Here is a 24,684-nt window from a genome sequence, read left to right as displayed (position 1 = left end):
TTATAAAGTACGACTTTAAAGACTCAATGTTTCCGGTTTTGACATGGTTTTTGTGCGGTTTTGGTTGCAGGAAAACGCCGGGATATTTTCGGAGGTGAAAAGCCTCCTGCGGACTTTGTTTTCTGTAATTGTAACATGATTTGTAATAAAACAAGTCAGGAAAATGACATAAATTTAGTTTCGTTTTGGGTATAATAAAAAATGTAACTGAAATGATATACAGGCGCAGGAAGAAACATGGGGAAATGAGATGAGAGGATACAGATACATAGCAGCAGTGCTGATGGCGGCCGGAGCAGTCGTTTTGATGAACGGATGCGGTTCCGCAAAGAAGGCTTCGGATGGCGCTTCGTCCGTGAGTACGGCGGAGAATCGGATGGAAGAGAGCAGTTCGGCAGCAAAGGAAGAAAGTATAGATACAGAGGAGACGAAGGCGTCAGAAGCGATTTCAAAAGAGAACGATTCCGGCCATGCCGTCTCAGGCGAAGCATCCTCAAAAGAAAAAAACAATACAAAATCGGCACTTCCGGCCTATGAATATCCGGGACCGGAACTGTATTACACGGTTTTGTATGATTATATGGCGAAAGAACTGGGACAGTATTTCGATGCTGCCGATGTCGGAATCCCCTGTCCGGTCATAATCTATGAGGATGAGAGCAATAAAGAAGATATCCGGGTTTACGGTGATTTCCAGTTTTACAATTACTCTCTGGACGGCGACACACTGAAGACCGAATCCGGCGGTTCGTTTCCGGGATGCATTCATATCAAATCGACGGACAGCGGTTATGAGGTGACCGGATTTGACCGGGTGGAAGACGGTTCCGGTTTTACCCCGAGCGCGAAGAAGATTTTTGGATCTCACTATGATGCGTATATCAGCCGGGATGAGAAGGAGGCGGAAAAAACGCGCGCACAGATCATCGCCAACTATGTTGCGGCGAACGGACTGGGCATTACGCAATATCAGGATTACGGATGGGATCCGGTGAAACTGCCGGAGGAGAATATCGACAGCTTTTACAGCAATTTAGACGGATGAAACATGGGGCGGCTGCGCTGACATAAGTCGGTGCGGCCGCCCGTTTTTCCGTCATGGGAGATTTCTCCGACTTTTCCTATGACAGAAAACGCTCCGCGAGGATGTGCATGCCGTTGAAGGGAAAGGGCTTTGCGAAATGTGTTTCGCTCATTGTACGAAGATGATCAATAATCCCGGTTCTGGTCATTGATGGGACTGAAGCCGTGATAACGGGTGTCCCAGAAACTCCATACATCAGAATACCCCTGATTGGATTTGACGTAACTGTAGGAGAGATTTCCCTGCTTGTCAATCACAACCGTATATCCGTTTTTCCAGATTGCCTTTGTGCTGTGGATTTTCATCTGGTCAAGTTTGAGCCCAAACTGTGAATTCAGTTTTTCTTCCATGGCAGTGCTGACACCCTGACCGTCGATAAAGACTACCGTTGACTTCGCTGCATCTCCTTCGGTTTTTTCATCCGAGAAGACCGTAACGGAAATGTAGTTTTTCGGAAAAGTCAGGTCATTGCTCAGATATGCGACAGATAAGCCATCGGAGATAACTTTCATGTTGCTTAAGTCAACCGCACGGCGGGATTTTTCCAATTGAGAAGAAAAAATCGGAATACTGACCGCGACAAGGACTGCGATGACAGCGACAACAATCAAAAGCTCTGCAAGAGTAAAACCCCGCTTTTGTTCAGACATGGTGAAAGGCTCCTTTTTCAGTATTTGTTTAACCCCCAAATGCGTGATTATATTCTAACATAGATCGGGAGAATTGTGAGGTCTGATTCATATCCGGCGCGTGGAAAACATCCACAATACCTTTGCTGGGCATGGCCGGATGGGAGCGGAAGAATATTGTATTTGAAAAGTTTCTGAGAAGGAAAATGATCCGCATTTCACTGAAAAAGCAGGATCCGGACCGGAAAAAACGGTTTCGGTTGACGTAGAGTTAACTCCATGTTTTACAATCCGGCTTATAGTGCTGAAAAATGGACCTGGAGGAAAACAATGAGCGGGATTGTGGTTGGAATTATGATGCTGTTTATGATGATCGGCGCGGCGGATAAGATCCTTTTTGATGGCAGATACGGATATGGAACGGAATTTGAAAAAGGGATTCGGACAACCGGGGATCTGATTCTGATGATGGCCGGAATCATGTGCGCTGCGCCGCTGATCGGAAAAAACATCGGTCCCGCACTTGAGGGCGTGTTTCGAATGATCGGATCGGATTCGTCGGTGTTTTCCGGGATGATGCTCGCAATTGATATGGGAGGTTTTTCGATTGCGCGCGAAATGACCCGGGATCCGGATTATCGCATGATTTCCGGCGTCCTTCTTGCGGCGACGATGGGAACGGCAATTTCTTTTACGATCCCGGTGGGAATCGGATACTGCCCGCCTGAGAAGCGTGACATAGCCCTGAAGGGGATTCTGATCGGGATAATCTGTTCACCGGTCAGCATACTTGTGGGAGGACTGGTCGGCAATCTTCCACTGGAGAAGGTGATTCGCGGAAGTGTTCCCGTTCTGGTGGCCGCTGCGCTGCTGACGGTAATGTTATCCCTGAGACCGCAGAAGACCATTGCGTCATTTCTTGCCTTTTCCCGCATCCTGTCCGGGCTTGGTATTTTATGGCTGGTGTTCGGTATTCTGGAGCAACAGTCCGGGATTACGATCCTGCCCGGGATGAGTCCGCTGAGGGAACAGATCGGGCTCATCTGTGAGATCGGTTTGACTCTCTCCGGGGCCTATCCCCTGGTACATTTTCTCCGGAAATCGTTTTCAGCCGTTTTTTCGGGAGCGGCGCAGGTTTTGCGCGTCGATGAAGATGCGGTGATCGGAATGATATCCGGTATGGCCAATCCGATCCCCGCGTTTGAACGATTGCAGCATATGAATGATCGCGGAATTGTCATGATGCTGGCATTTCTGACGCCGGCGGAAACTCTGCTGGGAGATCATCTGGGATACATTTCAGCAGTGTATCCGCAGGGCGTTATGCCGATGATTGCCGGAAAATTTGCGGCGGGAATAACCGGTATGGCGATTGCCGCAGCGGTGGGATGTCACTCTTCCGCCTGTTTGCGGGATAAGGAGAGGACCGCAGGCATTCCGGGGAAAGCGCGCTTAAACGAAAGTGCAAATATTCGGTGATTTCGATGGAAAATCGGTATAATGAGGACGGGAGGATCGGCAATGAAGATAGGTGCATTTTGTGAATTATACGATATCTCGAGAGATACGGTTCGTTTTTATGTAAAAAACGGACTTCTTGCGCCAAAGGTGCAGGGAAGCCGCATGGATTTTTCACAGAAAGATCAGGAAGATCTGGATTTCATCATGAAGTTGAAGGGAATGAAGTTCAGTCTGGAAGAAATCAACAATTTCATGTTTTTGCGCCGGATGGCCAGTATGACAGATCCGGCAACGCTGAACCAGTGTCTGGAACTGCTGGTGCGAAAGAAAAATGAGATCGCGATGCTGCGGGAACAGTTGGACAAAAGCATTGCGCAGATCAATGAGGAAATACGCGAAATTACGATCCGAAAGAACAGTACCAGCAAGGGAATCAGCGGCGTTCCGCTGCGCTGTGTCGAAATGCTGTACTGCCCGAAATGCCGAAAACAGCTGAATATTGAAGATGCGCATATCGCGTCCAGATATATCATTGCCGGTGCGCTGACGTGCGAATGCGGTTATTGTGCAGAGATTCGAAATGGCATTGTCCGGACCGGAAACGTGTATACCGGTGCACATGATATGCCGGATCTGGAGAGAAAACTGTATCATGATACGGGATCGGAGTTTAATACAGCGGCTCTCCGATGCACTGATTATATGAGAGAAAAGATTGAAAAAATGGACCTGCGTGGAAAAACAGTTTTTGAGGCGAACATCAACGGTTTTTTCTTTACGTATAATTTTTTGTCGTCGCTTCCGCATGATGTGACGTATATTATTGTTGACAAATACGCAGAGACATTGGAAAAATACAAATCCAATATCGAATCACAGTTTCAGGGACTGGATATTCTGTATATTGCGGATGCGGGGGAGGCACTTCCGCTGGCTCCGCAATGCATTGATCTTTATCTGGCGCTCTTCGGAGAAAATGAATACGGTTTCTATCACAAACAATGTCAGATCCAGGATATTCACGAGTGTCTGAAAGAAGATTCAAAAATTATCGGTGCTTACATCGGGCTTCCTCCGCAGTCCGAGAGCAGAGTCCGTCTGAGGAAAAAATATCCGGAGGGTCTGGAACACATGCTGGATCCCAGAGATTTTGCGGAAGAATACCGGAAAAACGGATTCCGGTTGAATATGGAAAAGATGGGAGTTGCCGTGAAAACGCTGAAGCATCATATGTATACGGAACATGTAAACGGAGAACCGCTGACACTATATGCATATTATGGTGACCGGTTTTTTCGGGAGTAAAAGAGAAACAAAAATCACAAAAAAACGAAATATAAGTGATACGGTTTAAATTTACAGATAAATGGATTGAACTCCTTTTTTTCTCCCGAAAGTGCTGACATTCTGTATTGACATCGAGCGAACTGCCGGATTTAGCATGAAACAGAAGGAACGCGGAAAGAAAGATCCGGTCTGTATTCAGCGCGCGGCATTCCGGTAATTCTTTCCGTCGGTATAGGATGAGAAAGTACAGGACAAAAAGGAGAAAGTGAAAATGCAGATGATTCTTGACGGTATTATGGCATTTACCAACTGGCTCTGGGGAATCCCGATGCTGATTTGGGTTGTGGGCGGCGGAATTGTAATGTCTGTCCGGTTAGGTTTTCCGCAGTTTACAAAGCTTGGATTTATCCTGAAGAACACGATCGGAAAATCCTTTGGGCAGAAAACGGAAGAGGGTAAGATTTCCGGATTTAAGGCCGTGACGGGCGCGTTGGCGTCCACGCTCGGCGCCGGAAATATTATCGGAACGGCAATGGCAATTGCATACGGAGGGCCGGGCGGAGTGTTCTGGCTGTGGCTTTCCGGACTGTTCTGCAGTATCGTAAAATACTGTGAGACAACCATGAGTATGAAGTATCGCCATCTGAATCCGGAAGGCGAGTGGGAAGGCGGACCGCAGTTTTATCTGACGGAAGGAACCGGATGGAAATGGATTTCTCCGGTGTATGCTGTGATTTGTATTGTATGTCTGTTCCTTGCCGCATCGGCGCAGATCGGTTCCGGTGTGGACAATCTGGTCGGACTGGGCACACCGAGACTGGCGACCACGGTTGTCCTGACAATTCTGGTCGGTATTGTTGTCATCGGCGGAATCCGTTCTCTGCTGAATGTTACCGAGAAACTGGTTCCTCTGATGAGTGCAATGTATATGATCGGATGTGTCATTGTCATCCTGATGAATGTTCAGAATCTTCCGGCAGCAGTGGGATCGATCTTTGCGGGAGCATTTACCGGAAGAGCGGCCATCGGCGGATTTGCCGGCGCAGTGGTCACGCAGTCGATTCGCTGGGGTGTGGCGAGAGGATGTTTTTCCAATGATGCAGGAACCGGTGTGACGACCATTCTCCATGCAGTAGCGGATGTGAATCATCCGATTCAGCAGTCCATGTGGGCGGTATTCGAGGTGTTCTTTGATACGATTGTGGTATGTACCATGACCTGTCTGGTTATTTTGACGACCGGAGTATGGACGGAACCGATTGACGCGGCAGTCATGACATCTACGGCATTTCAGAGCGCACTGGGAACCGGAGGCGGACTGCTTGTGACAATCTCGGTGGTGCTGTTCACCTTTACGACCGCCTGCGCACAGATTGAATTTATCGAAGCGATGTTCCGCCGGTATGTCGGAGAACATGCAGGGCACGCATCCAGATGGCTGATGCTCGGGCTGATTCTTGGCGGAGGCCTGATCGGAATATCCGCTTTGATCAGTTATGTGGATTTCTTTGCGGGACTGTATACTCTGGTGAATCTGCTTGGGGTGTACTGGTGCGGAAAACAGATTGTGGATCTTACACGGGAATATTTTGCGGACCCGGTGAAATGGGAGCGGGAAATGTGGCCGAAGTGGGAAGAAATGAAGAACTCTTTTGCGCGTACGCACGCTTCACAGAATAAACGGGAACACAGAAATCATGCAGCCGGCTGAGGAACTCTGTTCAGCCGTCTGCACGCTGGAGAATCAGAGAAATACAAAATATATCCGGGACATGGCCGGAAATGGAGGGAAAGCAATGAAACCGGTAATCGGAATCACCTGTAATTATGACTCGAAAGACACCGTCGGAATGACTTCACACATGGGAATTGCCGGTCAGGACTGGAATTTTGTCGCGGGAGATTATATCTATGCGGTGGAGAAAGCCGGAGGCATTCCGGTGATCCTGCCGCGGTTAAACGATATGGAGGTGCTCGCGCCGTTTATGGAAAGACTGGACGGTGTGATCATCACGGGCGGTCATGATGTAAATCCGAAAGACTACGGAGCGAGAATTACCGGAAAGTGCGGCCGGATTGTTCCGGAGCGGGATGAAATGGATCTGATGATCACACATTTTGCATATGATCACAGGATCCCGATGCTTGGAATCTGCCGCGGGGCTCAGATCATGGCGGTCGCATTCGGCGGGACTATGTATCAGGATGTGGAAGCGGAAGGCGGTTTTCAGCATCATTTTATGGACAACAGTCCGAGAGAGTATGCAGTTCATAAGAATAAGCTGATGAGAGGAACCGCATTGTGGGATATTTTCGGAAAAGATGAGATTGAGGTGAACAGTTATCATCATCAGGCAATACGCACGGTGGGGGAGAATACGACGGTTGCAGCGGTCTCGGAGGATGGCGTGATTGAGGCGGCTGTCATCGGGGGAGGTCCCGAATTCTGTCTTGCGGTTCAGTGGCATCCGGAAATGATGTTTGCTTCGGCGGAACAGCAGAAAATTTTTGGGGCCCTGATAGAGGCCTCCAAAAAGAAATGTGACAGAAAGAATTGAGAAAACGATCCGGATCGCATGATAAGGATCGGAAAACGGAAGTAAAGTTTGAAAGTAAACTTTCAAACTTTGATTGACGGCTCAAATAGACAAGCAAGCTTGCCTGCTTGAGCCTGGAGGACAAAAATATGATAAACCGGCAGTGCGGAGAAGCGAATCTCCGCACTGTTTTTTGTCATGGGAAAGAGTACCGCACTTCCTGTGGCACAAAAAATGCTCCGCGAGGTCCCCTCAGGAATGAGGGGAGGGAGGAGCCGGAGAAGGCTTGCGGACTTTGTCAGGCTATCAGGAGGGCGTACTTCAAGCGTGGATGATCTGGATGGAAATAGTCAGGTCTGAAAAAAGATGTAAAGCTTACTTGACATTGCGGATGAGAAACACTATGATCAAAATGTAAAGTGAACTTTACACAAAACATCGATGGAGGAGAATCGTGAGAAACCGGATTGAGGAATTGAGAAAAGCGCGGGGGCTCACACAGCAGGCCCTCGGGGAGGCTCTCGGCGTTTCAAGGCAGACGATCATTTCGCTGGAAAGCGGAAGATACAATCCGTCGCTGATTCTGGCGCACGCGCTGGCGGTATTGTTTCAGACGTCAATCGAAGAAATTTTTATGTTTGATGAGGAGGAAAAGTCATGAAAAACGGGTATTATAATAACAGAAGGATGGCATGGAGCATCATTTGTATTCTTCTCGGATTATTTCTGCTGATTCTGACGGACCGAAGCCTCATTCCGGATGACGGAATGAGCGGATTCGGATATGGTCTGATCGCGGTAGGGGCGATAAGGCTGTTTCAGGTGATCCGTTACCGAAAGGATGAAGCATTTCAGAAAAAAGTGGATATCGCCGCATCGGATGAGAGGTACTCTTTCCTGAGCATGAAGGCATGGTCCTGGACCGGGTACATCAGTCTGATCGGCGCAGGAATTCTGATGATTGTAATGCGTATCACCGGAAACCACGAGATCTCACAGATTCTGTCCTATTGCGTCTGCGCGGAACTTTTGATCTATTCGGGGACATTCTTTGTGCTGAGTAAAAAATACTGATGCTGCTGTCTCTTGCTGTATCAAGGGAGAAACTGTGAGTGTGAAAACGGAGAGATGCGGCGTATCGGCACCGGTGCAGGGGCCGTACATCGAAAAAAAAGATAACGGAGAAGACGGTATGGAGAAAAAACTGAAGGTTACGGTGCTGGCGGACAATCATCAGAAAGGAAACTGCGGCTGTGAACACGGTTTGTCCGTATATCTGGAGTATGGTGGGGACACCATTCTGCTGGATGCCGGCCAAAGCGCACTGTTTGCGGAAAATGCCGAAAAACTCGGGGGGGATCTGCGGAAGGTAAATGCAGCGGTGCTGTCTCATTCGCATTACGATCACGCCGATGGCCTGGAGACGTTTTTTGAGATGAATCCCACCGCAAAACTGTATCTTCGTCAGGAATCCGGTGAAAACTATTATTCACTTCATGCGGACGACGAAATGATATATATCGGGCCGAAAAAAGGAATGCTCGAGCGATACCGTGACAGGCTGGTCTATGTGAAGGACCATGTGAGCGGGCTCGGAATGGACGGCGCGGTTCTTCTGTCGCATTCCACCTCCGGTCTGGAAAAGATCGGAGAAAAGGCGAACATGTTCCGCCGGATGGGAGAGTGTATGAAAGCGGACGATTTTTCTCATGAGCAGTCGCTTCTGTTCTATGTCCACAGCGGAATGGTGATCTTTAACAGTTGTTCCCACGGCGGCGCGGCGAATATTATCCGGGAAGTACGGGAATATGATCCGGAGACACCGATCCTTGCCTATATCGGCGGGTTCCATCTGTTCCGCTCGTCGGATGAGGATGTGCGCCGGTTTGGAGAGACTCTGCAGGATGTGAAGGTTCAGCGCATCATTACCGGACACTGTACCGGAGACAGGGCGTACGCGATTCTCCATGAAATGCTCGGTGACCGGGCGGAGGAAATGTACGCGGGGATGCGGCTGGAGTTCTGAATGAAGGAATCGGACGGCTCAAATAGACGGGCAGACGAGCCTGCCTGAGCCAGGAGGACAAGAATATTATGAGGGTATGGGCATTGATAATGGGAGCCGTGTTTCTCGGAATGACCGGCGGAACGATCTATCTCAGCTTTACGGTTGGAAAGTTCGGATTGATCCGCCGCCTTTCCGGTGACCGGATCTGGCTGAGGAGGATCATGGGATTTGGCGCGGTACTGTTGGGATTTTGTCTGGCTGCGCGCGTGACATCGGTTATTAATGCCATCATCATTTTCCTCCATACACTGGCTTTTTTTCTGATTTTCGGACTGATTATGAGAATCGTAAAAAAGATCACCGGCCGTGATACCCGGATTTTCTGGCAGGGTTGGCTTGCGATTGTTGCAGCGGCTCTGACGATGACCTGGGGATATTACTCCTGTATGCATGTGATAAAAACAGAATACCGGCTCACAACCGAAAAAGATATCGGAAGTCTGCGGGCGGCATTTATCTCCGATTCCCACATCGGCGCAACGTTTGACGGCGACGGATTTGCGGAGGAACTTCGGAAAATCGAGTCGGAAAAACCGGACATTCTTCTGATCGGCGGTGATTTTGTGGATGACTGGTCGAAAAAAGACGATTTCGTTCGGGCGTGTGAAGCGCTCGGACAGACGAAGTTTCCGTACGGTGTCTGGTATGTATTCGGCAATCACGATGCGGGATCCATGGCAAACCGTGACTTCTCGGCGGATGAACTGCGCTCCGTCATGGCGGAGAATGGGATTCATGTGATGGAAGATGAAAGTGAACTGATCGACGGACGGTTCTATGTGGTCGGAAGAAAGGACAAAAGCAATCGGTCGAGAAAAGAGATCGCGGAGCTTGTGGCCGGTCTTGACACCTCAAAGTTCATCCTTGTCCTTGACCACCAGCCGCATGATTACGCGGCGGAGGCAGATTCACCAGCGGATCTCGTCCTCTCCGGACATACGCACGGCGGGCAGTTTTTTCCGTTCGGCTATGTGGGAAAGCTTCTCAATACCTATGACCGGGCATACGGATATGAGCGCCGGAACGGCACGGATTTTATCGTTTCGTCCGGAATTGCCGACTGGGCGCTGCTGTTTAAGACCGGAACCCGGTCCGAGTATGTGATTGCAGAGATCGAGGGAGCGAAGAAACCATGAGAAGTGCGCGGAAAACACTGATATAGACAGAAATGAAGGATATGGTTTCCGAATCAGAGAGACACGGCGAAAAGGAATGAAACAATGAAAATCGTGATTACAGGTTCAGGCCGGGGAATCGGCCTGGCTGCAGCAAAAAAATATATTGAGATGGGGCATGACGTGACCGGTCTGGATGTGCGGGAAGCCGGCTTTACGCATCCGAATTACCGGCATCTGGTTGCGGATATTACCGGTCCTCTTCCGGAGATTAAGGATGTGGAGGTTCTGGTCAATAATGCCGGCGTGCAGGATGGCGGGCGGGAAATCGAGATCAATCTTCAGGGGACGATCGCCGTGACGGAGGCGTTTGCATTTCAGCCGTCTATCCGCTCGGTGGTGTTCATGGCTTCTTCCAGCGCGTCCAACGGCGCGGAATTTCCGCTCTACGCAGCCTCCAAGGGCGGTGTGGTAACGTACATGAAGAATACGGCACTTCGCCTCGCTCAGTACGGGGCGACCGCGAACAGTATTTCCGCCGGCGGGGTCTATACCGAGCTCAATCAGCATATCATCGATGATCCGGGGCTGATGGAGGCAGTCCTGAATGAGACGCTGCTTCACCGCTGGGCTCAGCCGGAGGAGATCGCGGAGTTATGTTATTACCTCACCAATGTCAATCGCAGCATGACCGGTCAGGACATTCTGATCGACAACGGAGAGCAGCTGAAGTCGAATTTTATCTGGTAGTCATTAGAGAAGAACAGCGGCCCCGGGCGGGCCGCTGAAATTTTATCCGTTATTCAGATTTGTCCGGAATACCGGCACGCGCAGCACTGCCATGACGGCATAGAGAGAGATCACGCGGTCCAGAAAATCCGTCAGGATCTGAACTGCAAAGATGGAACCGGTGAGACCGAGGGGCGTGTGGGACAGCGCCTGTACCAGAACCGTCGAGCCGGAGGATGTTACGCCGCCGAAGAGAACCGCATTGATGATGGAGCTGACGACGGTTCCCGGGATGGTGATGAGGAACGCGGAGAGCACAAGCTTCCATCCGAAACTGCTGTTGTTCCTGTGGACAATGCCGGCGGTCAGACCGAGAATCATGCCCACCGGCGCAAAATACAGAGAGTAGATGTCTCCGGTCAGCGCCATCAGCATTCCGGAGATGAGCGGTGTCAGAAGTCCGGTCACCGGACCGTAAATGCAGGCGATGAGGATGGTTCCCATGGAATCCAGATAGATTGGAAGGCGGAGAAGAAGCGCAAGCTGTCCTCCCGCATAGTTGATGCAGATCGCGAGGGCGATCAGGCAGATTTCAGCTGCCGCCATTTTACCTTTGTTCATGTTTCTATTTCTCCTTTTTGATGCGTTCTGATGATGCTTTTGATTGATGTTTTCTGATGGTGCCTTCTGTCAGAATCCTTTTTCTGACTTCAATTCATGTTTCTCCTTCGGCTGTGCTGTCATTGACCGCAGCAGTCAGTGAAGGTCTTCAGCAGCGGAAGCTCGGCTGCATCTCTGTGAAACAGCCTTGTGAAGAATAAGGTCCAGAATGCCGGTACATCCACTTGAGTGTAGATGAAGGCATTGGCCGGTTTCCGGTAGAACTCTTTTTCATCGACCACGGTCTGACCGATTGCGATGCCGTCGGTGACCACATCGGTAAATGCCGCAATTCCTTCGGCCATATCCGGCTGAAGGAAGATGGCGACTGCCAGCGGGTCATTGATCACACATCCGATGATATGTTCCCATTCCCAGTGAAAATCAAAATAGAATTTCGTGATCCGGCGGATGAAATCCCCGGTTTTCGGGTCGAGCCGTTCCATATAATTCAGCAGATCCGGCGTCAGGACGATTTTTCGCGTCACGTCCAGGCCGACCATGCGGATGGTTTTTCCGAGTCCGGCCATCTGAGAAAAGACGATCCGGGCGGCGTCCGGGTCTTCCCAGTAGTTGTACTCGGCAACCGGGGAGCAGTTTCCGTGGCTCTTGAAATTGCCGCCCATGGAGATGATGTCTTCCGCTTTCGCAAAGCTTTGCGGTGCCACCCGGATCAGTTCGGCGAGATTGGTCATCGGGCCGAGCGCGATGACGGAGCAGTCCCCCTCGGAGAGCCTGCGGGCGAGAAATTCGACCGCCGTTTCGGTCTCTTCGGAGAAATCCTTCACATCCGGGAGAAAACTTTCCCCGAGTCCGTCGCTTCCGTGTGTGTCAAGCGCATTCACGTACTCCCGGCGAAGCGGTTTTTCCGCGCCGCGGAAGACAGGGACATCCATCCGGTCCATGAAATGAAGTACTTTCCTTGCATTCTGATATCCCATCTCACAGGGACAGTTTCCGGCAACGATGGTGATGCCGGCGACCTCCAGCTCCGGACTTTCCAGCGCCAGCATGATGGCCAGGGCGTCGTCAATTCCCGGATCGCAGTCAATAATCACGTTTCTTTTCATCGTGTTTTACCCATGTAATACTCAGATGTTGTTCAGCCGAATCAGCATAATCTTTCTGCGGAATAAAAAAAGCTTATGTTCCCTTCCGGAAAACATAAGCAAAGATAAGCGGGACGGTATAAAAAGCCGTTTCTGCCGATTTATTCGCCAGTGACGGGTCAAAGCCGGTGGTATACGGCGCAGACACGCTGTCACGGTCACGGGCGGAATCCATGATGCGGGATTCCACTCATTTCATTGCATAGTTTTTTATACTGGGAGGGTTTCGAACCAGTGCTCCAAAAGCGTGATTAGTTTACAACAGGTTTTGGGGGAATGCAAGAAAAACCGGCAGCCGGAGAGAATTTCTCCGATTGCAGACGTCAGCGAAGGCTGCATCGGATGATCTTTGTATGAGAAAAATCATGAAATGTCAATAAATCAACAAACGTGTACGGAATTTTGTACACAAACTTGTGCGCAAGAAAAAGATTGTTAAGAATTCAAAGAAATCTGCCATAAAAATGCACAAAAGAAGAAAAACAAAATGATAACGAATCGACAAAATTACAGCTTTGTCATTCTTTTCCATTGACTTCACGGTTATAGAAGGTATAATACGATTGTTGAAACGCGTTTCATCGACGGAATGGCATACTTCGGACAGAGAAAAGAATAAGCGTTTCAAAAGGGGGAAAGCGGGGAATCACATGGCGAGTATTCGAGATGTAGCTCGGCTGGCCGGCGTTTCACCGTCGACCGTTTCGAGAGTTATGAACGGAACAGCAAATGTAAACGATGAAAAAGTGAAGAGAGTGCAGCAGGCAATTCAGGAAACCGGGTTTCGGCCGAATGAGCTGGCCCGGATGCTGTACCGGAAATCTTCCAATATCATCGGCGTCATTGTTCCGAATATTGAGAATCCATTTTTCAGTGAGATTGCGAGATCCATTGAGGAAGAATCTTATAAACACGGATATCGGATTCTGCTCTGCAGTTCGAATGACGACACGCAGAAAGAGCAGATCAATATCCAGATGCTTGTCCGGATGAAGGCCGACGGCATCATTTTGATGACGAACAGCACCACCGAAGATTACGCGAACATCATTGTGGATGTTCCGGTTGTGGTGGTGGACCGGCGCGTTGTCATGGGCAATGAAGTTGCCTATATTCAGGCGGATCACTATGAGGGCGGCCGCCTTGCTCTGAAGCATCTTCTGGAGTGCGGCTGCAGAAGCATCGTCTGTATGCGCGGTCCGCTGGAACTGACGTCAGGCCGTGACCGCTACCGCGGATATGAAGCTGCCGCGAAAGAAAACGGCATTCGGATTCAGGTAGTGGATGCCGGTTACAGCTTTAAGGACGGCGACGAGGCGACGGAAATTCTTCTCCGGGAATATCCGGATGTGGACGGAATTATCGCGCCGAACGATATGGTGGCTCTTTCGGTCTATAAAAACCTGTTCCGCCGGGGCATTCGCGTTCCGGAGGATATTCAGCTGATCGGCTTTGATGACATTCCGCTGGCGGAACTTCTCACGCCGGAACTGACAACGATCGAGCAGCCGATCCGCACAATGGGACGCATGGCAGTGGAGATCATTGTGAAAAACAGCGAGGGAGAGCCCTTCGAAAAAGATAACATACTTCCGGTAAAGCTTGTTCGCAGAGAGACAACCGGATGTTTGACGGAAATGAAGTGAGCCCGATGGCGGAACCATTTTCCATAACAGAAAGAGAAAGCAGGAAAACCTATGATGAAAATTGCAGTTGTAGGAAGCATCAATGTAGACATGACAGTTACGGCAGAGAGAATCCCGAAGAAAGGGGAGACGCTTCGCGGTGACAGTCTTCACTACATTCCGGGAGGAAAGGGCGCAAACCAGGCGGTTGCCATGGCAAAGCTCGGCGCGGATGTAGAGATGTTCGGCCTTGTGGGCGATGACGCGATGGGCGTGAAGATGATTGATAATCTGAAGGCGCAGGGCGTCAGATGTGATCATATCGGCACGGTAAAAGGCGAGTCCACTGGAACGGCGGTCATCACCGTCGGCGAGAGCGACAACACCATCATTGTGGTGGCAGGAGCAAACGGCAGAGTGGACAGGACCTATATCGACGGCGTGAAGGATGCGCTCCTCTCACAGGATATGGTGGTCCTTCAGCACGAGATCCCGCTGGAGACCGTGGCATATATTGTGAACCTTCTGAACGAGCACGGGGTTCCGGTGGTTCTGAATCCGGCTCCGGCAGCCAATGTTCCGGCGGAGATTGTGGAGAAGGTAACGTACCTGACGCCGAACGAGCATGAGGCGGTTCTGATTTTCGGTGAGGGAGCATCCACCGAGGAACTTCTGAGAAAGTATCCGGAAAAGCTGATCATCACTCAGGGATCAAAGGGCGTTTCCACCTGTCTTGCGGACGGCACGATTCTGACGGTTCCGGCACGGAAAGTGGATGTCGTGGACACCACGGGCGCAGGCGATACACTGAACGGTGCGTTTGCGGTTCGGCGTGCGGCCGGTGATGATATGGAAAAGGCGCTGATCTATGCCAATGTGGCGGCAAGTCTTTCCATCGGAAAATTCGGCGCGCAGGGCGGGATGCCGACAGCGGCGGAAGTTGAGGAGGTTCTGAACAAATGAAGAGAAACGGAATTTTGAACGCGGATATTTCCAGAGTTCTTTCTTATATGGGACACACCGACACCATCTGCATCGGAGACTGCGGTCTTCCGATTCCGGAAGAGGTAGAGCGGATCGATCTTGCACTGAAGTTCGGGGAACCGAAATTCATCGATGTTCTGGAAGAGGTTCTGAAAGATATGAAGGTGGAGAAGATTGTTCTCGCCGAAGAGATCAGGGAACAGAACCCGGAGCAGCTTGAAGCGATCCGTGCCCTGTTTGAGAGATACGAAAAAGGTTTTGACGCCGTAGAGTTTGTTCCGCATGCAGAGCTGAAGAGACAGACGCTGGACTGCCGGGCTGTGATCCGCAGCGGCGAGACAACACCGTATTCGAATATTATTTTGCAGTCCGGCTGCATTTTTGCTTAAGCAGAGCAGGACTGGATACAGGAAAGGAAGAATTACGATGCAGATTGAAATGCGCGGCATTAACAAATCCTTCGGCGGCAATGCTGTTCTGAAGGATGCCGGCTTCGTTCTCGCAGACGGTGAGATCCATGCCCTTATGGGGGAAAACGGAGCGGGAAAATCCACTCTGATGAAGATTCTGACCGGTGTCTACACCAGGGACGGCGGTATCGTCAAAGTGGACGGAACGGAAGTGGTATACAAGAATCCGCAGGAGGCGGAAGCAGCCGGAATCGTCTTTATCCATCAGGAGCTGAATGTCGTATTCGACATGACGGTTGAGGAAAATATGTTCCTCGGAAAAGAGATTCACAACGCCTTCGGTATCTGTGACCAGAAGGCCATGCGGGCAAAGACAAAGGAGATTCTGAACGGACTCGGCGTGGATATCAACCCGCAGACCGTCATGAGTGATCTTTCTGTCGGACAGCAGCAGATGATTGAGATTGCCAAGGCACTCATGGTTGACGCGAAGGTCATCATCATGGATGAGCCGACGGCGGCACTCAGCCAGAAGGAGACGGCGGTGCTGTTCGAGGTTGCAAGAAACCTCCGGGAAAAGGGCGTTTCGATCGTCTACATTTCCCATCGAATGGAAGAGATCTTTGAACTCTGCGACCGCATCACCGTTCTTCGGGACGGCCAGTACATCGGCACGAAGATGATCAAAGACACCGACATGAATGACATCGTCAAGATGATGATCGGACGTGAGATCGGGGAGCGTTTCCCGGAGAGGGATGTGACCATCGGCGACACCGTGATCGAGGTAAAGAATCTTTCCTGCGGGAAAAACTTTCAGGATGTCAGCTTTAAGGTCCGCGCCGGCGAGGTGCTGGGCGTATCCGGCCTGATGGGCGCGGGGCGCACCGAGATCATGACGGCGATTTTCGGAAATATGCCGAATGTAACCGGTGAGGTCTTCATCGAAGGAAAGAAAGCGGATATCCGCAATCCGTGGGATGCCATGAATTACGGCATCGGCATGATCACGGAGGACCGGAAGATCGAAGGACTGATGCTGGACAAGAGCATCCGCGAGAACATTACCATCGCAAATCTGAAGCGCCTTTCGAAGAACGGCGTGATGAATAAAAAGGCGGAGGCGGATCTGGTTGCGGAGGGAATCCGTGAGCTGCACATCAAGTGCACGGGAAGCGAGCATGAGGCGAGCAACCTGTCGGGCGGAAACCAGCAGAAGGTTGTCTTTGCAAAATGGATTTTCACCGAGCCGAAGGTGCTGATTCTCGACGAGCCGACCCGAGGTGTGGATATCGGTGCAAAGAAGGAGATCTACAGCATTATCAACGATCTTGCGGCAAAGGGAGTTGCCATTATCATGGTATCTTCGGAACTTCCGGAGATTCTCGGAATGTCGGATAATATTATGGTCGTTCATGAAGGAAAAGTCAGCGGCTTCATCGGCAAGGCTGACGCGAATCAGATGAATGTCATGACGCTTGCAACAGGAGGAACCCTTTAATGGATAACAAGAAATCACTTATAAAGCTTCAGGATATGGGCGCGCTGATCGCGCTGATCCTTCTCATTGTCGGTATCAGTATCATCAGCCCGCAGTTCCGCACGGTAGACAACTTCCTGTCGCTGCTGCGTCAGTCGTCCATCAACGGATTTATCGCCTTTGGTATGACCGGCGTTATTCTGACCGGCGGCATTGACCTTGGCGTCGGCTCGATTCTTGCGCTGACGACCGCGCTGGCAGCATTCTTTATCAAGGGAGGCATGGCGGTCGGACTCGCTGTCATTCTGGCATTAGTGCTCGGCACAGCGTTCGGCGTGATCAGCGGTATCATGATTACCAAGGGAAAACTTCAGCCGTTCATCGCAACGCTGATTACCATGACGGTATTCCGCGGTCTGACCATGATCTTCATGGACGGTAAGCCGATCTCCAACCTCGGCGACAGCTTTACGCTGAAGTTTATCGGTAAGGGAAACCTCTTCGGCATTCCGTTCCCGGTAATCCTGTTCATCCTGGTGTTCGGCATTTTCTATTTCCTGCTCCAGAAGACCACCTTCGGACGCAGAATCTACGCGACCGGTTCCAACCCGCAGTCCGCGAAACTGGCCGGCGTCAACATTGACCGCACCAAGATTATGGTATATGCGATTTCCGGATGCATGGCCGCACTTTCCGGCCTGATCCTTCTGTCCAGACTTGGTTCCGCGCAGCCGACCCTCGGGCAGAGTTACGAGATGGATGCCATCGCGGCAACCGCGCTCGGCGGAACCAGCATGAGCGGCGGACGCGGCAAGATCGCCGGCACTTTCATCGGTGTCCTGATCATTGCCGTTCTGAATAACGGTCTGAATATCCTCGGCGTCTCCTCATACTGGCAGGCGGTTGTAAAGGGCATCGTTATTCTTATCGCGGTTCTTTCGGACAGAAAGCGCGGATAATTGGATTGTTCTATAAATTAATTATAAATTAGGAGGAGAACAGAACATGAAACTCAACAAACTTTTCGCAGTAGGAATGGCAGCAATGATGACCATGTCCATGGCAGCTTGCGGCGCAGCAACCGTAGACGGCCAGAAGTCCACAACACAGGCAGCAGCAGAGACAACCGCTGCTGCGTCCGAGGCAGCTTCTGAAGCTTCCAAGGAGTCCGGAGCAGCAGTATCCGGTTCCATCGGACTTTCCGTTTCCACTCTGAACAACCCGTTCTTCGTAACTCTCGAAGAGGGTGCAGAGGCAAAGGCTAAGGAACTCGGCGTTGAGCTGGTTTCCGTAGACGCAGGCGATGATTCCGCAAAGCAGGCAAGCGATATCGAGGACCTTATCTCCAAGAAGGTAAGCGTTCTGATCGTAAACCCGGTTGATTCCGATGCCGTTGCTCCGGCCGTAAAGGATGCAATCGCAGCAGGTATCAAGGTTATCGCGGTTGACCGTGTTGTCAACGGTGTTGAAGTAGACTGCTCCATCGCTTCCGATAACGTTGCAGGTGCAGAGTCTGCTACAAAGTTCCTCACAGAGCTTGTAGGAAAAGATGCCAAGGTTGCAGAGCTTCAGGGTACTCCGGGCGCTTCCGCAGCAATCGACCGCGGAACCGGTTTCCACAACATTGCTGACACCAATCTGAAGGTTGTATCCAGCCAGACCGGTAACTTCAACCGTTCTGAGGGTATGACTGTTATGGAGAACATGCTCCAGGCAGATGCTGAGATCAAGGGCGTATTCGCTGCAAACGATGAGATGGCACTCGGCGCAATCGAGGCAATCGGCGACAAGGATATCGCTGTTGTAGGTTTCGATGCTACCGACGACGCTCTGAAGTCCATTCAGGACGGCAAGATGAAGGCTACCATCGCTCAGCAGCCGGACCTCATGGGAGCTACCGCTGTTGATACAGCTGCAAAGCTGATGAACGGCGAGGCAGTAGAGAAGTCCATCCCGGTAGAGGTTACTCTTGTAAGCAAGGATAACGTAAGCAGCTACATCAAATAAGATATAGTTTAAAATGTTATGATGCGGATCATCCGGATCCGCTTATCCGATTCTCTCGGAGTTTATAGGACAATAATCGAAAGGCATCCCGCCGGTGTGCGGGGTGCCTTTTTCTGTGAATCTGCGCTTTTTGATGGAAAATGTGATTGAGCCGGGAAGAAATCAAGGACTTCAGCTTATATCGGACGGCGCGGAACCGATGATATTTTATATTGTGCATTGAGCTATGGAAAAAAGAAACCGTTCAGAGCAGATGAAGTCTGAAAGAGAAGGTTCATACTTCATTGACGGCCCGGACACGAGTTCCGATCAAACCGGTTCCGGTCGGGCCAGGAGAATAAAACTATGGGAGAGTTGTATCAGTTCCGTCCTTACATTCGGAAAGCGTATGAGGAGGCGGTTATTCCGTTTGCCGTATATCAGTACTGTAATGGGAAAATTCATGTTCTTTTCGTCACGCGGGGGCTCTGTGAGCTGACGCGGATGTCGAGAGAAGAACTCATGGACCGGCTGGAAAATGATATGTATGCGAATGTTCATCCGCAGGACGCATATGTCATTGCCCAGGCGTCGCTTCGCTTTGCAACGGAAGGCGGAGAATACGATGTGGTCTACCGTGAAAAGTTTTCTTTTTCGGAAGAGTATCAGGTTCTTCATGCGGTGGGGGCCCATGTCCGCACGCCGGAGGGAACGGTTCTCGGCGTGGTTCGATACAACAATATCACCCGGGCGATTACTTCCACGGAAAACGTAAAAAAGGTTTTCAACTCATCGCTGGAAGATTTTTATAATCTGGATCCACAGGCGACCTGTATTGTGACCCGGGACCGGTCCCAGGTTCTGTATGCCAATATTGCGTTTACGCAGATTCTTCCGCCGGTCAAGGGATATGACAGCGGTGTGAATTTCTGGGAATATTTTTTTGGGAAAAAATCCGGGGGAAAAGAGGGGTATTTCCGTTCGGTCTGCGGAAAAGGCCCGCAGATCGCCACCGAGATTGCTGCCGGCCGTCCGATTGTTCTCAATGTCAGGGAAGCCGTCTGGGCGGGAGAGGAAGCCTTTGTCATCCGGGCAGATGAATTGGACAACGTCTACATCGACCGGCTGACCGGTCTGGTCAATCAGGCGTATTTTGAACTGAAAGCCGGTGAAAGGATTGCAATTCTCCGTGGCAGCGGTGAGATACCGGTCTGTCTGTTTTACGACATCAATGAGATGAAACTTTATAATGCCAAGAACGGATTTCAGGACGGAGATGAGCTTTTAAGGAGAGTTGGAGAGGTTCTGCGGCAGGTGTACGGAAACGAGCTGATCGCGCGTCTGTCCGATGATCACTATGCGATTATTACATCGGAAAACGGTCTGGAGGAGAAAATGATGTCGGCCGCACCGATGGCGGCGCAGCTGGACCGCGTCGTCAGGATCGTGATCAAGGCCGGCGTCCGGAGAATTCTTCCGGAAGAGGAGATTGATATCTCCATGATTCTGGATCAGGCAAAAACCGCTTGCGATCTGATACACGAAGATGTCACCCGCAGCTATCAGTACTATGATGCGGAGATCGAACGGACGCTTCAGGATCGGAAATATATTGTCGACCATATCGATGACGCGATTGCAAACGGTGAGATTGAAGTGTTCTATCAGCCGCAGATTCGAACTCTGAGCCGCGAACTGTGCGGATTTGAGGCATTGGCCCGGTGGCACAGTGCAGAGCTCGGCTTTCTTCCGCCCTACCGCTTTATTCCGGCGCTGGAGCGCTCCCATCTGATTCACAGGCTGGACTGTGAAGTGATCCGCCAGATCTGCGTCCGATACCGGCAGATTCTGAGAGAAGGCGGGACGCCGGTTCCGGTGTCCTTCAACCTGTCACGGCTGGATTTCCAGATGTGTGATATGTTCCGGTTTATTCTCGAGACAACGGAGCGATACGGTGTGCCGCACGAAATGCTTCATGTGGAGATCACGGAGACAATGCTTGCGTCGAACGATGAGATGATCGAGCGGGAGATCGGTAAATTTCACGGGGCAGGTTTCCAGGTCCGGATGGATGATTTCGGAAGCGGTTATTCGTCCCTGAATGCGCTGAAGGACTATGACTTTGATCAGCTGAAGATCGATATGGTCTTCCTGTCGAAGTTTAATCAGCGATCCAGAAAAATCATCGAATCCATTGTCCAGATGGCAAAATGCATCGGCATTCATACGCTGGCGGAAGGCGTGGAAACGGAAGAGCAGTTTGAATTCCTGAACCGGATCGGCTGCGAGGAGGTTCAGGGGTATTATTTCGGACGGCCCATGCCGTACGAGGAGATCATGGAACATCTCCGGGAACTCGGGATCGGGCCGGAAAGCCGGGAAGACGCCGAATACCTGACCGGCGCGGGACTGCGTATGGTTCACGTCGAAGAGGCTTACGCGGTCATGGAGGATGACGGCACACGATTTCGCTATGTAACCATGAACGAGGAGTATCTGGCGGTGCTCCGGAAAATGGGAGAGAACTCGATTGATGAGGTTCTCGCACGGATCAACCGCTATACTCATACCTTCCGGGAGCAGATCCGGAAAGCGGAGGAAAACGGCGGAAAGACGAATTTTACCTTCCGGTACCGGGAGTATTACCTCGGGATTGGACTTCAGATTCTGAATCGCCGAAAGAATAAGACCCTTGTGAAACTGACGATGTCCGACACGGCATTTGGAACCGTGACGCGCGATGTGGTCAATGTGGAAGAGGGCAGTCGATAAAGAGAGAGAACCCCGCATTGCTGCAGCAGCGAGGACATTTCATCGTATCAATACAAAGCGATGAGAAAGAGGTAGATGGAAGGCACATCCTTCCGGCGACACGGCCGGGGATGTGCCTTTTTTAGACAATGCTTTGCACTTTCCTATAACGTAAAAAAGCTCCGCGAGGATGCGCACGCCGTCGCCATATGAGCGTAAACGTTCGCATGGCGTATGGCTTATGTGGTATAACAGCCGCTCCGCGACTGTTATGTCATGCCGTCGCCATATGAGCGTAAACGCTCGCATGGCTCGTGGCTTATGTGGTATAATAGACAGGCCTGAGCGCTAAAACTCCCGTAACGGCAACAGACGGGGAGCGGTGCGTCCGGGCAGATTGCTGCAGTGAAATGGAGAAAGAGAATGCGAAAAATCGGAGTTTTGGGAGCCGGTGCCTGGGGGCTTGCCCTTGCAGACCTTCTCTCGGAAAACGGAAATGATGTAATATTGTGGTCGTCCAGTGCCTTCAAAGCGGAAAATCTGAAGAGAGAGCGTACACCGGGGGCACCGAAACTGCAGATTACGGCGGATCTTAAGGAGGCGACGGAGGACCGGCAGATCGTTCTGTTTGTGGTCTCTTCCATATATGTGAGGAGCGTGGCGGCACAGATTCGCCCTTATATCCGGCCGGACCAGATCGTTGTCAGCGCGGTGAAGGGCGTTGAGTCCGACACCCTCTGCACCATGACGGATATTCTGCGGGAGGAACTCGGAAACGTGCCCATCGTCGCGCTGTCGGGGCCGACGCTGGCTGCGGAGGTGGTTATGCGCCATCCGACGACAATCCTCTCGGCAAGTGATGATCCGGAAGCGGCGGAGATGGTTCAGGACGCGATTATGTGCGACAGTATGCGGGCCTACACCAGCGATGATGTCAAAGGAGTAGAGCTCTGCGGCGCTTTGAAAAATGTCATTGCGCTTGCCACCGGAATCTCTGACGGTCTCGGTTTCGGCTTCAATGCGCGGGCGGCACTCATCACCAGAGGTCTGGCCGAGATGATCCGTCTTGGAAAAGCCATGGGATGCCATGAGGCAACTTTTGCCGGCCTTGCCGGGCTCGGTGATCTTGTGGCGACGGCGACCAGTACCCTCAGCCGTAACTACCGGTGCGGTCATTTTATCGGAAAAGAGGGATATGAGCCGGAGATTGCGATCGCGAAAGTCGGTCAGGTCGTTGAGGGCGTCAACATGCTTCCGGCTGCCATGAAACTGGCTGAGCGGTATCATGTGGAAATGCCCATTGCCCGTGCGGTCAACTCCATCATCAAAGAGGGAGCGGATCCGAAAGAGACGGTATCGGAGCTGATGCACCGGAGAAAAAAAGCAGAGACCGAGTAAGAATCGCAGCGCGGAACGGAATTCGCGTCAGCGCGGAGAGATTATCCGTGAAAAAAGCCGGGTTCCACAGAACCCGGCGGATAAAAAACACTGTCATCGAAACGGAAGTCTTTGCGGCAAATCGGATCGGATAGACCGCAAAGGATGACCATTATATGTGAAACTGCGGCGGGAAAACCACCTTAAACGAGATGGCTCCCCTGGAAGGATCTTCATCAATGGCATAGAGCCAGCCCATGACCTTGACGCCATTCAGTTCGTCCACGAACATTTCCCATGAATGATTTTTCCGGCTTGTCTCCACGATGGTGCGGATGACCGGACCGGCTTCAACCGCCCAGAGTTTGCGGAAGGAAGAGTCGGAAAAACAGTCTTTTTTGACACCGTGGTCATTCATAAATTCCAGAAACTCAGCATTGGAAAAGAGGAGACGGAAGTCATTGTCCGTCAGTTCAAGCGTGGCCTGAGCCGGAATCTTCATATAGCGGGCCAGTTCCTCCGGCATGGTAGCCGGTCCCGGCTCTTTAAACCGGATGGAATCGTAATACTCGGCCTCCTGTTTTTTTTCACCCTTAAAAAACGGGAAGTTCGGGTTGACCTTTGCCTGCTGCTTGTAATATGCGATCGGTGCCGGTTTCTGAAACAGAAATCCCTGCATACGGTCACAGGACAGTTTCTTCAGAAAATTGACATGCTCGTGGCTTTCCACCCCTTCCACAAGTGTCATCATATGAAGATCCTGCGCCATGGAGAGTACATGCTCCAGAACGGTTGCGGATTTCCCTCCGGAATGGAAAGACTTGAGAAAGCATATGTCGGATTTGATCAGATCAAAGTCATACTGCGACAATGCGTTCAAAGAGGAATAACCGCTTCCGAAGTCATCCATCCATACCGAAAAACCGGCTGTATGAAATTTGCGGATTGCATCCTTGAGGACATCCGGCGAATCTACGCAGGCGCTCTCGGTGATCTCAAAGATGATTTTGTCGTGCGGAACCTGAGAGAGATTCACCAGAACAATCAGCCGGTCGACGACGGATTCGTCTTTAAAATCCGTCTGTGACAGATTGACGGAGATCGGCGGTACATCGCGACCTTCGATCATGAGTTTCTGAATGTCCGTGAGAACGTTGCACAGCATCATTTCGTCCAGCTGCGCATTCATATTCATTTCTTCCAGGACCGGAATAAACTCCGTCGGATGCACAAGACCAAGTTTGGGACTTCTCCATCGGGCCAGTGCCTCGTAATTGCTCACCGCGCCGCTGGCAGTCCGTATAATCGGCTGATACCACGCTTCAAATTCACGATTCTTCAGCGCTTCTGAGATATTCTCACGTATCCATTGCTGTCGATTTTCCATATTTT

The 24,684-nt window shown here is 51.0% G+C and carries 22 protein-coding genes and 1 riboswitch; of the genes, 18 read left to right on the top strand and 4 right to left on the bottom strand.

What is annotated here, in order from left to right:
• Positions 1–250: 250 nt before the first annotated feature.
• The gene (locus BR86_RS0111560) at positions 251–1,045 is read left to right on the top strand and encodes a hypothetical protein (protein ID WP_143099372.1); all 795 of its coding nucleotides are present in this window, start codon (positions 251–253) and stop codon (positions 1,043–1,045) included.
• A gap of 164 nt (positions 1,046–1,209) precedes the next feature.
• Here BR86_RS0111560 and BR86_RS14780 read toward each other — a convergent pair whose 3' ends face one another.
• A complete protein-coding gene (locus BR86_RS14780; protein ID WP_051684777.1) occupies positions 1,210–1,734 on the bottom strand; it encodes a prepilin-type N-terminal cleavage/methylation domain-containing protein in 525 nt (174 codons plus the stop codon).
• 309 nt (positions 1,735–2,043) lie between these two features.
• Between BR86_RS14780 and eutH the strand changes: the two genes are divergently transcribed.
• The 9 genes from eutH to BR86_RS0111495 all read left to right on the top strand — a co-directional run bounded on the left by eutH (position 2,044) and on the right by BR86_RS0111495 (position 10,931).
• Positions 2,044–3,192 (top strand): ethanolamine utilization protein EutH, encoded by a 1,149-nt coding sequence (gene eutH, locus BR86_RS0111545; protein ID WP_051684776.1) that lies wholly within the window; start codon positions 2,044–2,046, stop codon positions 3,190–3,192.
• A gap of 42 nt (positions 3,193–3,234) precedes the next feature.
• Positions 3,235–4,479: a MerR family transcriptional regulator gene (locus BR86_RS0111540; RefSeq protein WP_031474068.1), complete on the top strand. Its 1,245-nt coding sequence runs from the start codon at positions 3,235–3,237 to the stop codon at positions 4,477–4,479.
• A 253-nt stretch (positions 4,480–4,732) separates the two neighbouring features.
• Positions 4,733–6,172 carry an alanine/glycine:cation symporter family protein gene (locus tag BR86_RS0111530; protein WP_031474066.1) on the top strand — a complete coding sequence of 480 codons (1,440 nt, stop codon included), beginning with the start codon at positions 4,733–4,735 and terminating at the stop codon, positions 6,170–6,172.
• Between the two features lie 85 nt (positions 6,173–6,257).
• On the top strand, positions 6,258–7,019 hold the full coding sequence (locus tag BR86_RS0111525; RefSeq protein WP_031474064.1) for a gamma-glutamyl-gamma-aminobutyrate hydrolase family protein: 762 nt from the start codon (positions 6,258–6,260) through the stop codon (positions 7,017–7,019).
• Between the two features lie 433 nt (positions 7,020–7,452).
• On the top strand, positions 7,453–7,659 hold the full coding sequence (locus BR86_RS0111515; protein WP_031474060.1) for a helix-turn-helix transcriptional regulator: 207 nt from the start codon (positions 7,453–7,455) through the stop codon (positions 7,657–7,659).
• Positions 7,656–8,072 (top strand): DUF2178 domain-containing protein, encoded by a 417-nt coding sequence (locus tag BR86_RS0111510; protein WP_031474058.1) that lies wholly within the window; start codon positions 7,656–7,658, stop codon positions 8,070–8,072. Before BR86_RS0111515 ends, BR86_RS0111510 begins: the two co-directional genes overlap by 4 nt.
• Before the next feature lie 40 nt (positions 8,073–8,112).
• Complete coding sequence (locus BR86_RS0111505; RefSeq protein ID WP_051684775.1) at positions 8,113–9,024, top strand: MBL fold metallo-hydrolase; 912 nt, start codon at positions 8,113–8,115, stop codon at positions 9,022–9,024.
• A 68-nt stretch (positions 9,025–9,092) separates the two neighbouring features.
• A complete protein-coding gene (locus BR86_RS0111500) occupies positions 9,093–10,202 on the top strand; it encodes a metallophosphoesterase (protein ID WP_038288617.1) in 1,110 nt (369 codons plus the stop codon).
• Positions 10,203–10,286: 84 nt separating this feature from the next.
• Positions 10,287–10,931 carry an SDR family NAD(P)-dependent oxidoreductase gene (locus BR86_RS0111495; protein WP_031474052.1) on the top strand — a complete coding sequence of 215 codons (645 nt, stop codon included), beginning with the start codon at positions 10,287–10,289 and terminating at the stop codon, positions 10,929–10,931.
• Between the two features lie 42 nt (positions 10,932–10,973).
• Here BR86_RS0111495 and BR86_RS0111490 read toward each other — a convergent pair whose 3' ends face one another.
• Complete coding sequence (locus BR86_RS0111490; RefSeq protein WP_031474050.1) at positions 10,974–11,531, bottom strand: ECF transporter S component; 558 nt, start codon at positions 11,529–11,531, stop codon at positions 10,974–10,976.
• A 119-nt stretch (positions 11,532–11,650) separates the two neighbouring features.
• Complete coding sequence (locus BR86_RS0111485) at positions 11,651–12,640, bottom strand: nucleoside hydrolase (protein ID WP_031474048.1); 990 nt, start codon at positions 12,638–12,640, stop codon at positions 11,651–11,653.
• Between the two features lie 235 nt (positions 12,641–12,875).
• A riboswitch (PreQ1 riboswitch) is annotated at positions 12,876–12,920 on the bottom strand.
• Positions 12,921–13,329: 409 nt separating this feature from the next.
• Between BR86_RS0111485 and BR86_RS0111475 the strand changes: the two genes are divergently transcribed.
• The 8 genes from BR86_RS0111475 to BR86_RS0111435 all read left to right on the top strand — a co-directional run bounded on the left by BR86_RS0111475 (position 13,330) and on the right by BR86_RS0111435 (position 23,313).
• Positions 13,330–14,325, top strand: a complete 996-nt coding sequence (locus BR86_RS0111475) for a LacI family DNA-binding transcriptional regulator (protein ID WP_031474046.1) — start codon at positions 13,330–13,332, stop codon at positions 14,323–14,325.
• A gap of 54 nt (positions 14,326–14,379) precedes the next feature.
• Positions 14,380–15,267, top strand: coding sequence for a ribokinase (gene rbsK, locus BR86_RS0111470; RefSeq protein ID WP_031474044.1), 888 nt, complete (start codon positions 14,380–14,382; stop codon positions 15,265–15,267).
• On the top strand, positions 15,264–15,677 hold the full coding sequence (gene rbsD / locus BR86_RS0111465; protein WP_031474042.1) for a D-ribose pyranase: 414 nt from the start codon (positions 15,264–15,266) through the stop codon (positions 15,675–15,677). The genes rbsK and rbsD overlap by 4 nt, the downstream gene beginning before the upstream one ends.
• A gap of 37 nt (positions 15,678–15,714) precedes the next feature.
• The gene (locus BR86_RS0111460) at positions 15,715–17,199 is read left to right on the top strand and encodes a sugar ABC transporter ATP-binding protein (protein ID WP_031474040.1); all 1,485 of its coding nucleotides are present in this window, start codon (positions 15,715–15,717) and stop codon (positions 17,197–17,199) included.
• A complete protein-coding gene (locus BR86_RS0111455; RefSeq protein ID WP_031474038.1) occupies positions 17,199–18,137 on the top strand; it encodes an ABC transporter permease in 939 nt (312 codons plus the stop codon). The genes BR86_RS0111460 and BR86_RS0111455 overlap by 1 nt, the downstream gene beginning before the upstream one ends.
• Positions 18,138–18,183: 46 nt before the next feature.
• A complete protein-coding gene (locus BR86_RS0111450; RefSeq protein ID WP_031474036.1) occupies positions 18,184–19,185 on the top strand; it encodes a D-ribose ABC transporter substrate-binding protein in 1,002 nt (333 codons plus the stop codon).
• Between the two features lie 345 nt (positions 19,186–19,530).
• Positions 19,531–21,936 (top strand): putative bifunctional diguanylate cyclase/phosphodiesterase, encoded by a 2,406-nt coding sequence (locus BR86_RS15315; RefSeq protein ID WP_051684774.1) that lies wholly within the window; start codon positions 19,531–19,533, stop codon positions 21,934–21,936.
• Between the two features lie 402 nt (positions 21,937–22,338).
• Positions 22,339–23,313: an NAD(P)H-dependent glycerol-3-phosphate dehydrogenase gene (locus tag BR86_RS0111435; protein ID WP_031474032.1), complete on the top strand. Its 975-nt coding sequence runs from the start codon at positions 22,339–22,341 to the stop codon at positions 23,311–23,313.
• A 151-nt stretch (positions 23,314–23,464) separates the two neighbouring features.
• On the opposite strand, the gene BR86_RS15310 is transcribed toward BR86_RS0111435, so the two are convergent.
• The gene (locus BR86_RS15310) at positions 23,465–24,679 is read right to left on the bottom strand and encodes an EAL domain-containing protein (protein ID WP_051684773.1); all 1,215 of its coding nucleotides are present in this window, start codon (positions 24,677–24,679) and stop codon (positions 23,465–23,467) included.
• Between the last annotated feature and the right edge of the window lie 5 nt (positions 24,680–24,684).

It is taken from the genome of [Clostridium] aminophilum DSM 10710 (genome assembly GCF_000711825.1).
In the GTDB taxonomy this organism is placed as follows: domain Bacteria; phylum Bacillota; class Clostridia; order Lachnospirales; family Lachnospiraceae; genus Clostridium_R; species Clostridium_R aminophilum.
This window is presented reverse-complemented; position numbering and strand designations above follow the sequence as displayed.

What these genes read in the sequence shown, in the direction of transcription:
- BR86_RS0111560 (WP_143099372.1), top strand. Translation starts at nt 251, where the DNA reads ATGAGAGGATACAGATACATAGCAGCAGTGCTGATGGCGGCCGGAGCA.
- BR86_RS14780 (WP_051684777.1), bottom strand. Translation starts at nt 1,734, where the DNA reads ATGTCTGAACAAAAGCGGGGTTTTACTCTTGCAGAGCTTTTGATTGTT.
- eutH (WP_051684776.1), top strand. Translation starts at nt 2,044, where the DNA reads ATGAGCGGGATTGTGGTTGGAATTATGATGCTGTTTATGATGATCGGC.
- BR86_RS0111540 (WP_031474068.1), top strand. Translation starts at nt 3,235, where the DNA reads ATGAAGATAGGTGCATTTTGTGAATTATACGATATCTCGAGAGATACG.
- BR86_RS0111530 (WP_031474066.1), top strand. Translation starts at nt 4,733, where the DNA reads ATGCAGATGATTCTTGACGGTATTATGGCATTTACCAACTGGCTCTGG.
- BR86_RS0111525 (WP_031474064.1), top strand. Translation starts at nt 6,258, where the DNA reads ATGAAACCGGTAATCGGAATCACCTGTAATTATGACTCGAAAGACACC.
- BR86_RS0111510 (WP_031474058.1), top strand. Translation starts at nt 7,656, where the DNA reads ATGAAAAACGGGTATTATAATAACAGAAGGATGGCATGGAGCATCATT.
- BR86_RS0111500 (WP_038288617.1), top strand. Translation starts at nt 9,093, where the DNA reads ATGAGGGTATGGGCATTGATAATGGGAGCCGTGTTTCTCGGAATGACC.
- BR86_RS0111495 (WP_031474052.1), top strand. Translation starts at nt 10,287, where the DNA reads ATGAAAATCGTGATTACAGGTTCAGGCCGGGGAATCGGCCTGGCTGCA.
- BR86_RS0111490 (WP_031474050.1), bottom strand. Translation starts at nt 11,531, where the DNA reads ATGAACAAAGGTAAAATGGCGGCAGCTGAAATCTGCCTGATCGCCCTC.
- BR86_RS0111485 (WP_031474048.1), bottom strand. Translation starts at nt 12,640, where the DNA reads ATGAAAAGAAACGTGATTATTGACTGCGATCCGGGAATTGACGACGCC.
- BR86_RS0111475 (WP_031474046.1), top strand. Translation starts at nt 13,330, where the DNA reads ATGGCGAGTATTCGAGATGTAGCTCGGCTGGCCGGCGTTTCACCGTCG.
- rbsK (WP_031474044.1), top strand. Translation starts at nt 14,380, where the DNA reads ATGAAAATTGCAGTTGTAGGAAGCATCAATGTAGACATGACAGTTACG.
- rbsD (WP_031474042.1), top strand. Translation starts at nt 15,264, where the DNA reads ATGAAGAGAAACGGAATTTTGAACGCGGATATTTCCAGAGTTCTTTCT.
- BR86_RS0111460 (WP_031474040.1), top strand. Translation starts at nt 15,715, where the DNA reads ATGCAGATTGAAATGCGCGGCATTAACAAATCCTTCGGCGGCAATGCT.
- BR86_RS0111455 (WP_031474038.1), top strand. Translation starts at nt 17,199, where the DNA reads ATGGATAACAAGAAATCACTTATAAAGCTTCAGGATATGGGCGCGCTG.
- BR86_RS0111450 (WP_031474036.1), top strand. Translation starts at nt 18,184, where the DNA reads ATGAAACTCAACAAACTTTTCGCAGTAGGAATGGCAGCAATGATGACC.
- BR86_RS15315 (WP_051684774.1), top strand. Translation starts at nt 19,531, where the DNA reads ATGGGAGAGTTGTATCAGTTCCGTCCTTACATTCGGAAAGCGTATGAG.
- BR86_RS0111435 (WP_031474032.1), top strand. Translation starts at nt 22,339, where the DNA reads ATGCGAAAAATCGGAGTTTTGGGAGCCGGTGCCTGGGGGCTTGCCCTT.
- BR86_RS15310 (WP_051684773.1), bottom strand. Translation starts at nt 24,679, where the DNA reads ATGGAAAATCGACAGCAATGGATACGTGAGAATATCTCAGAAGCGCTG.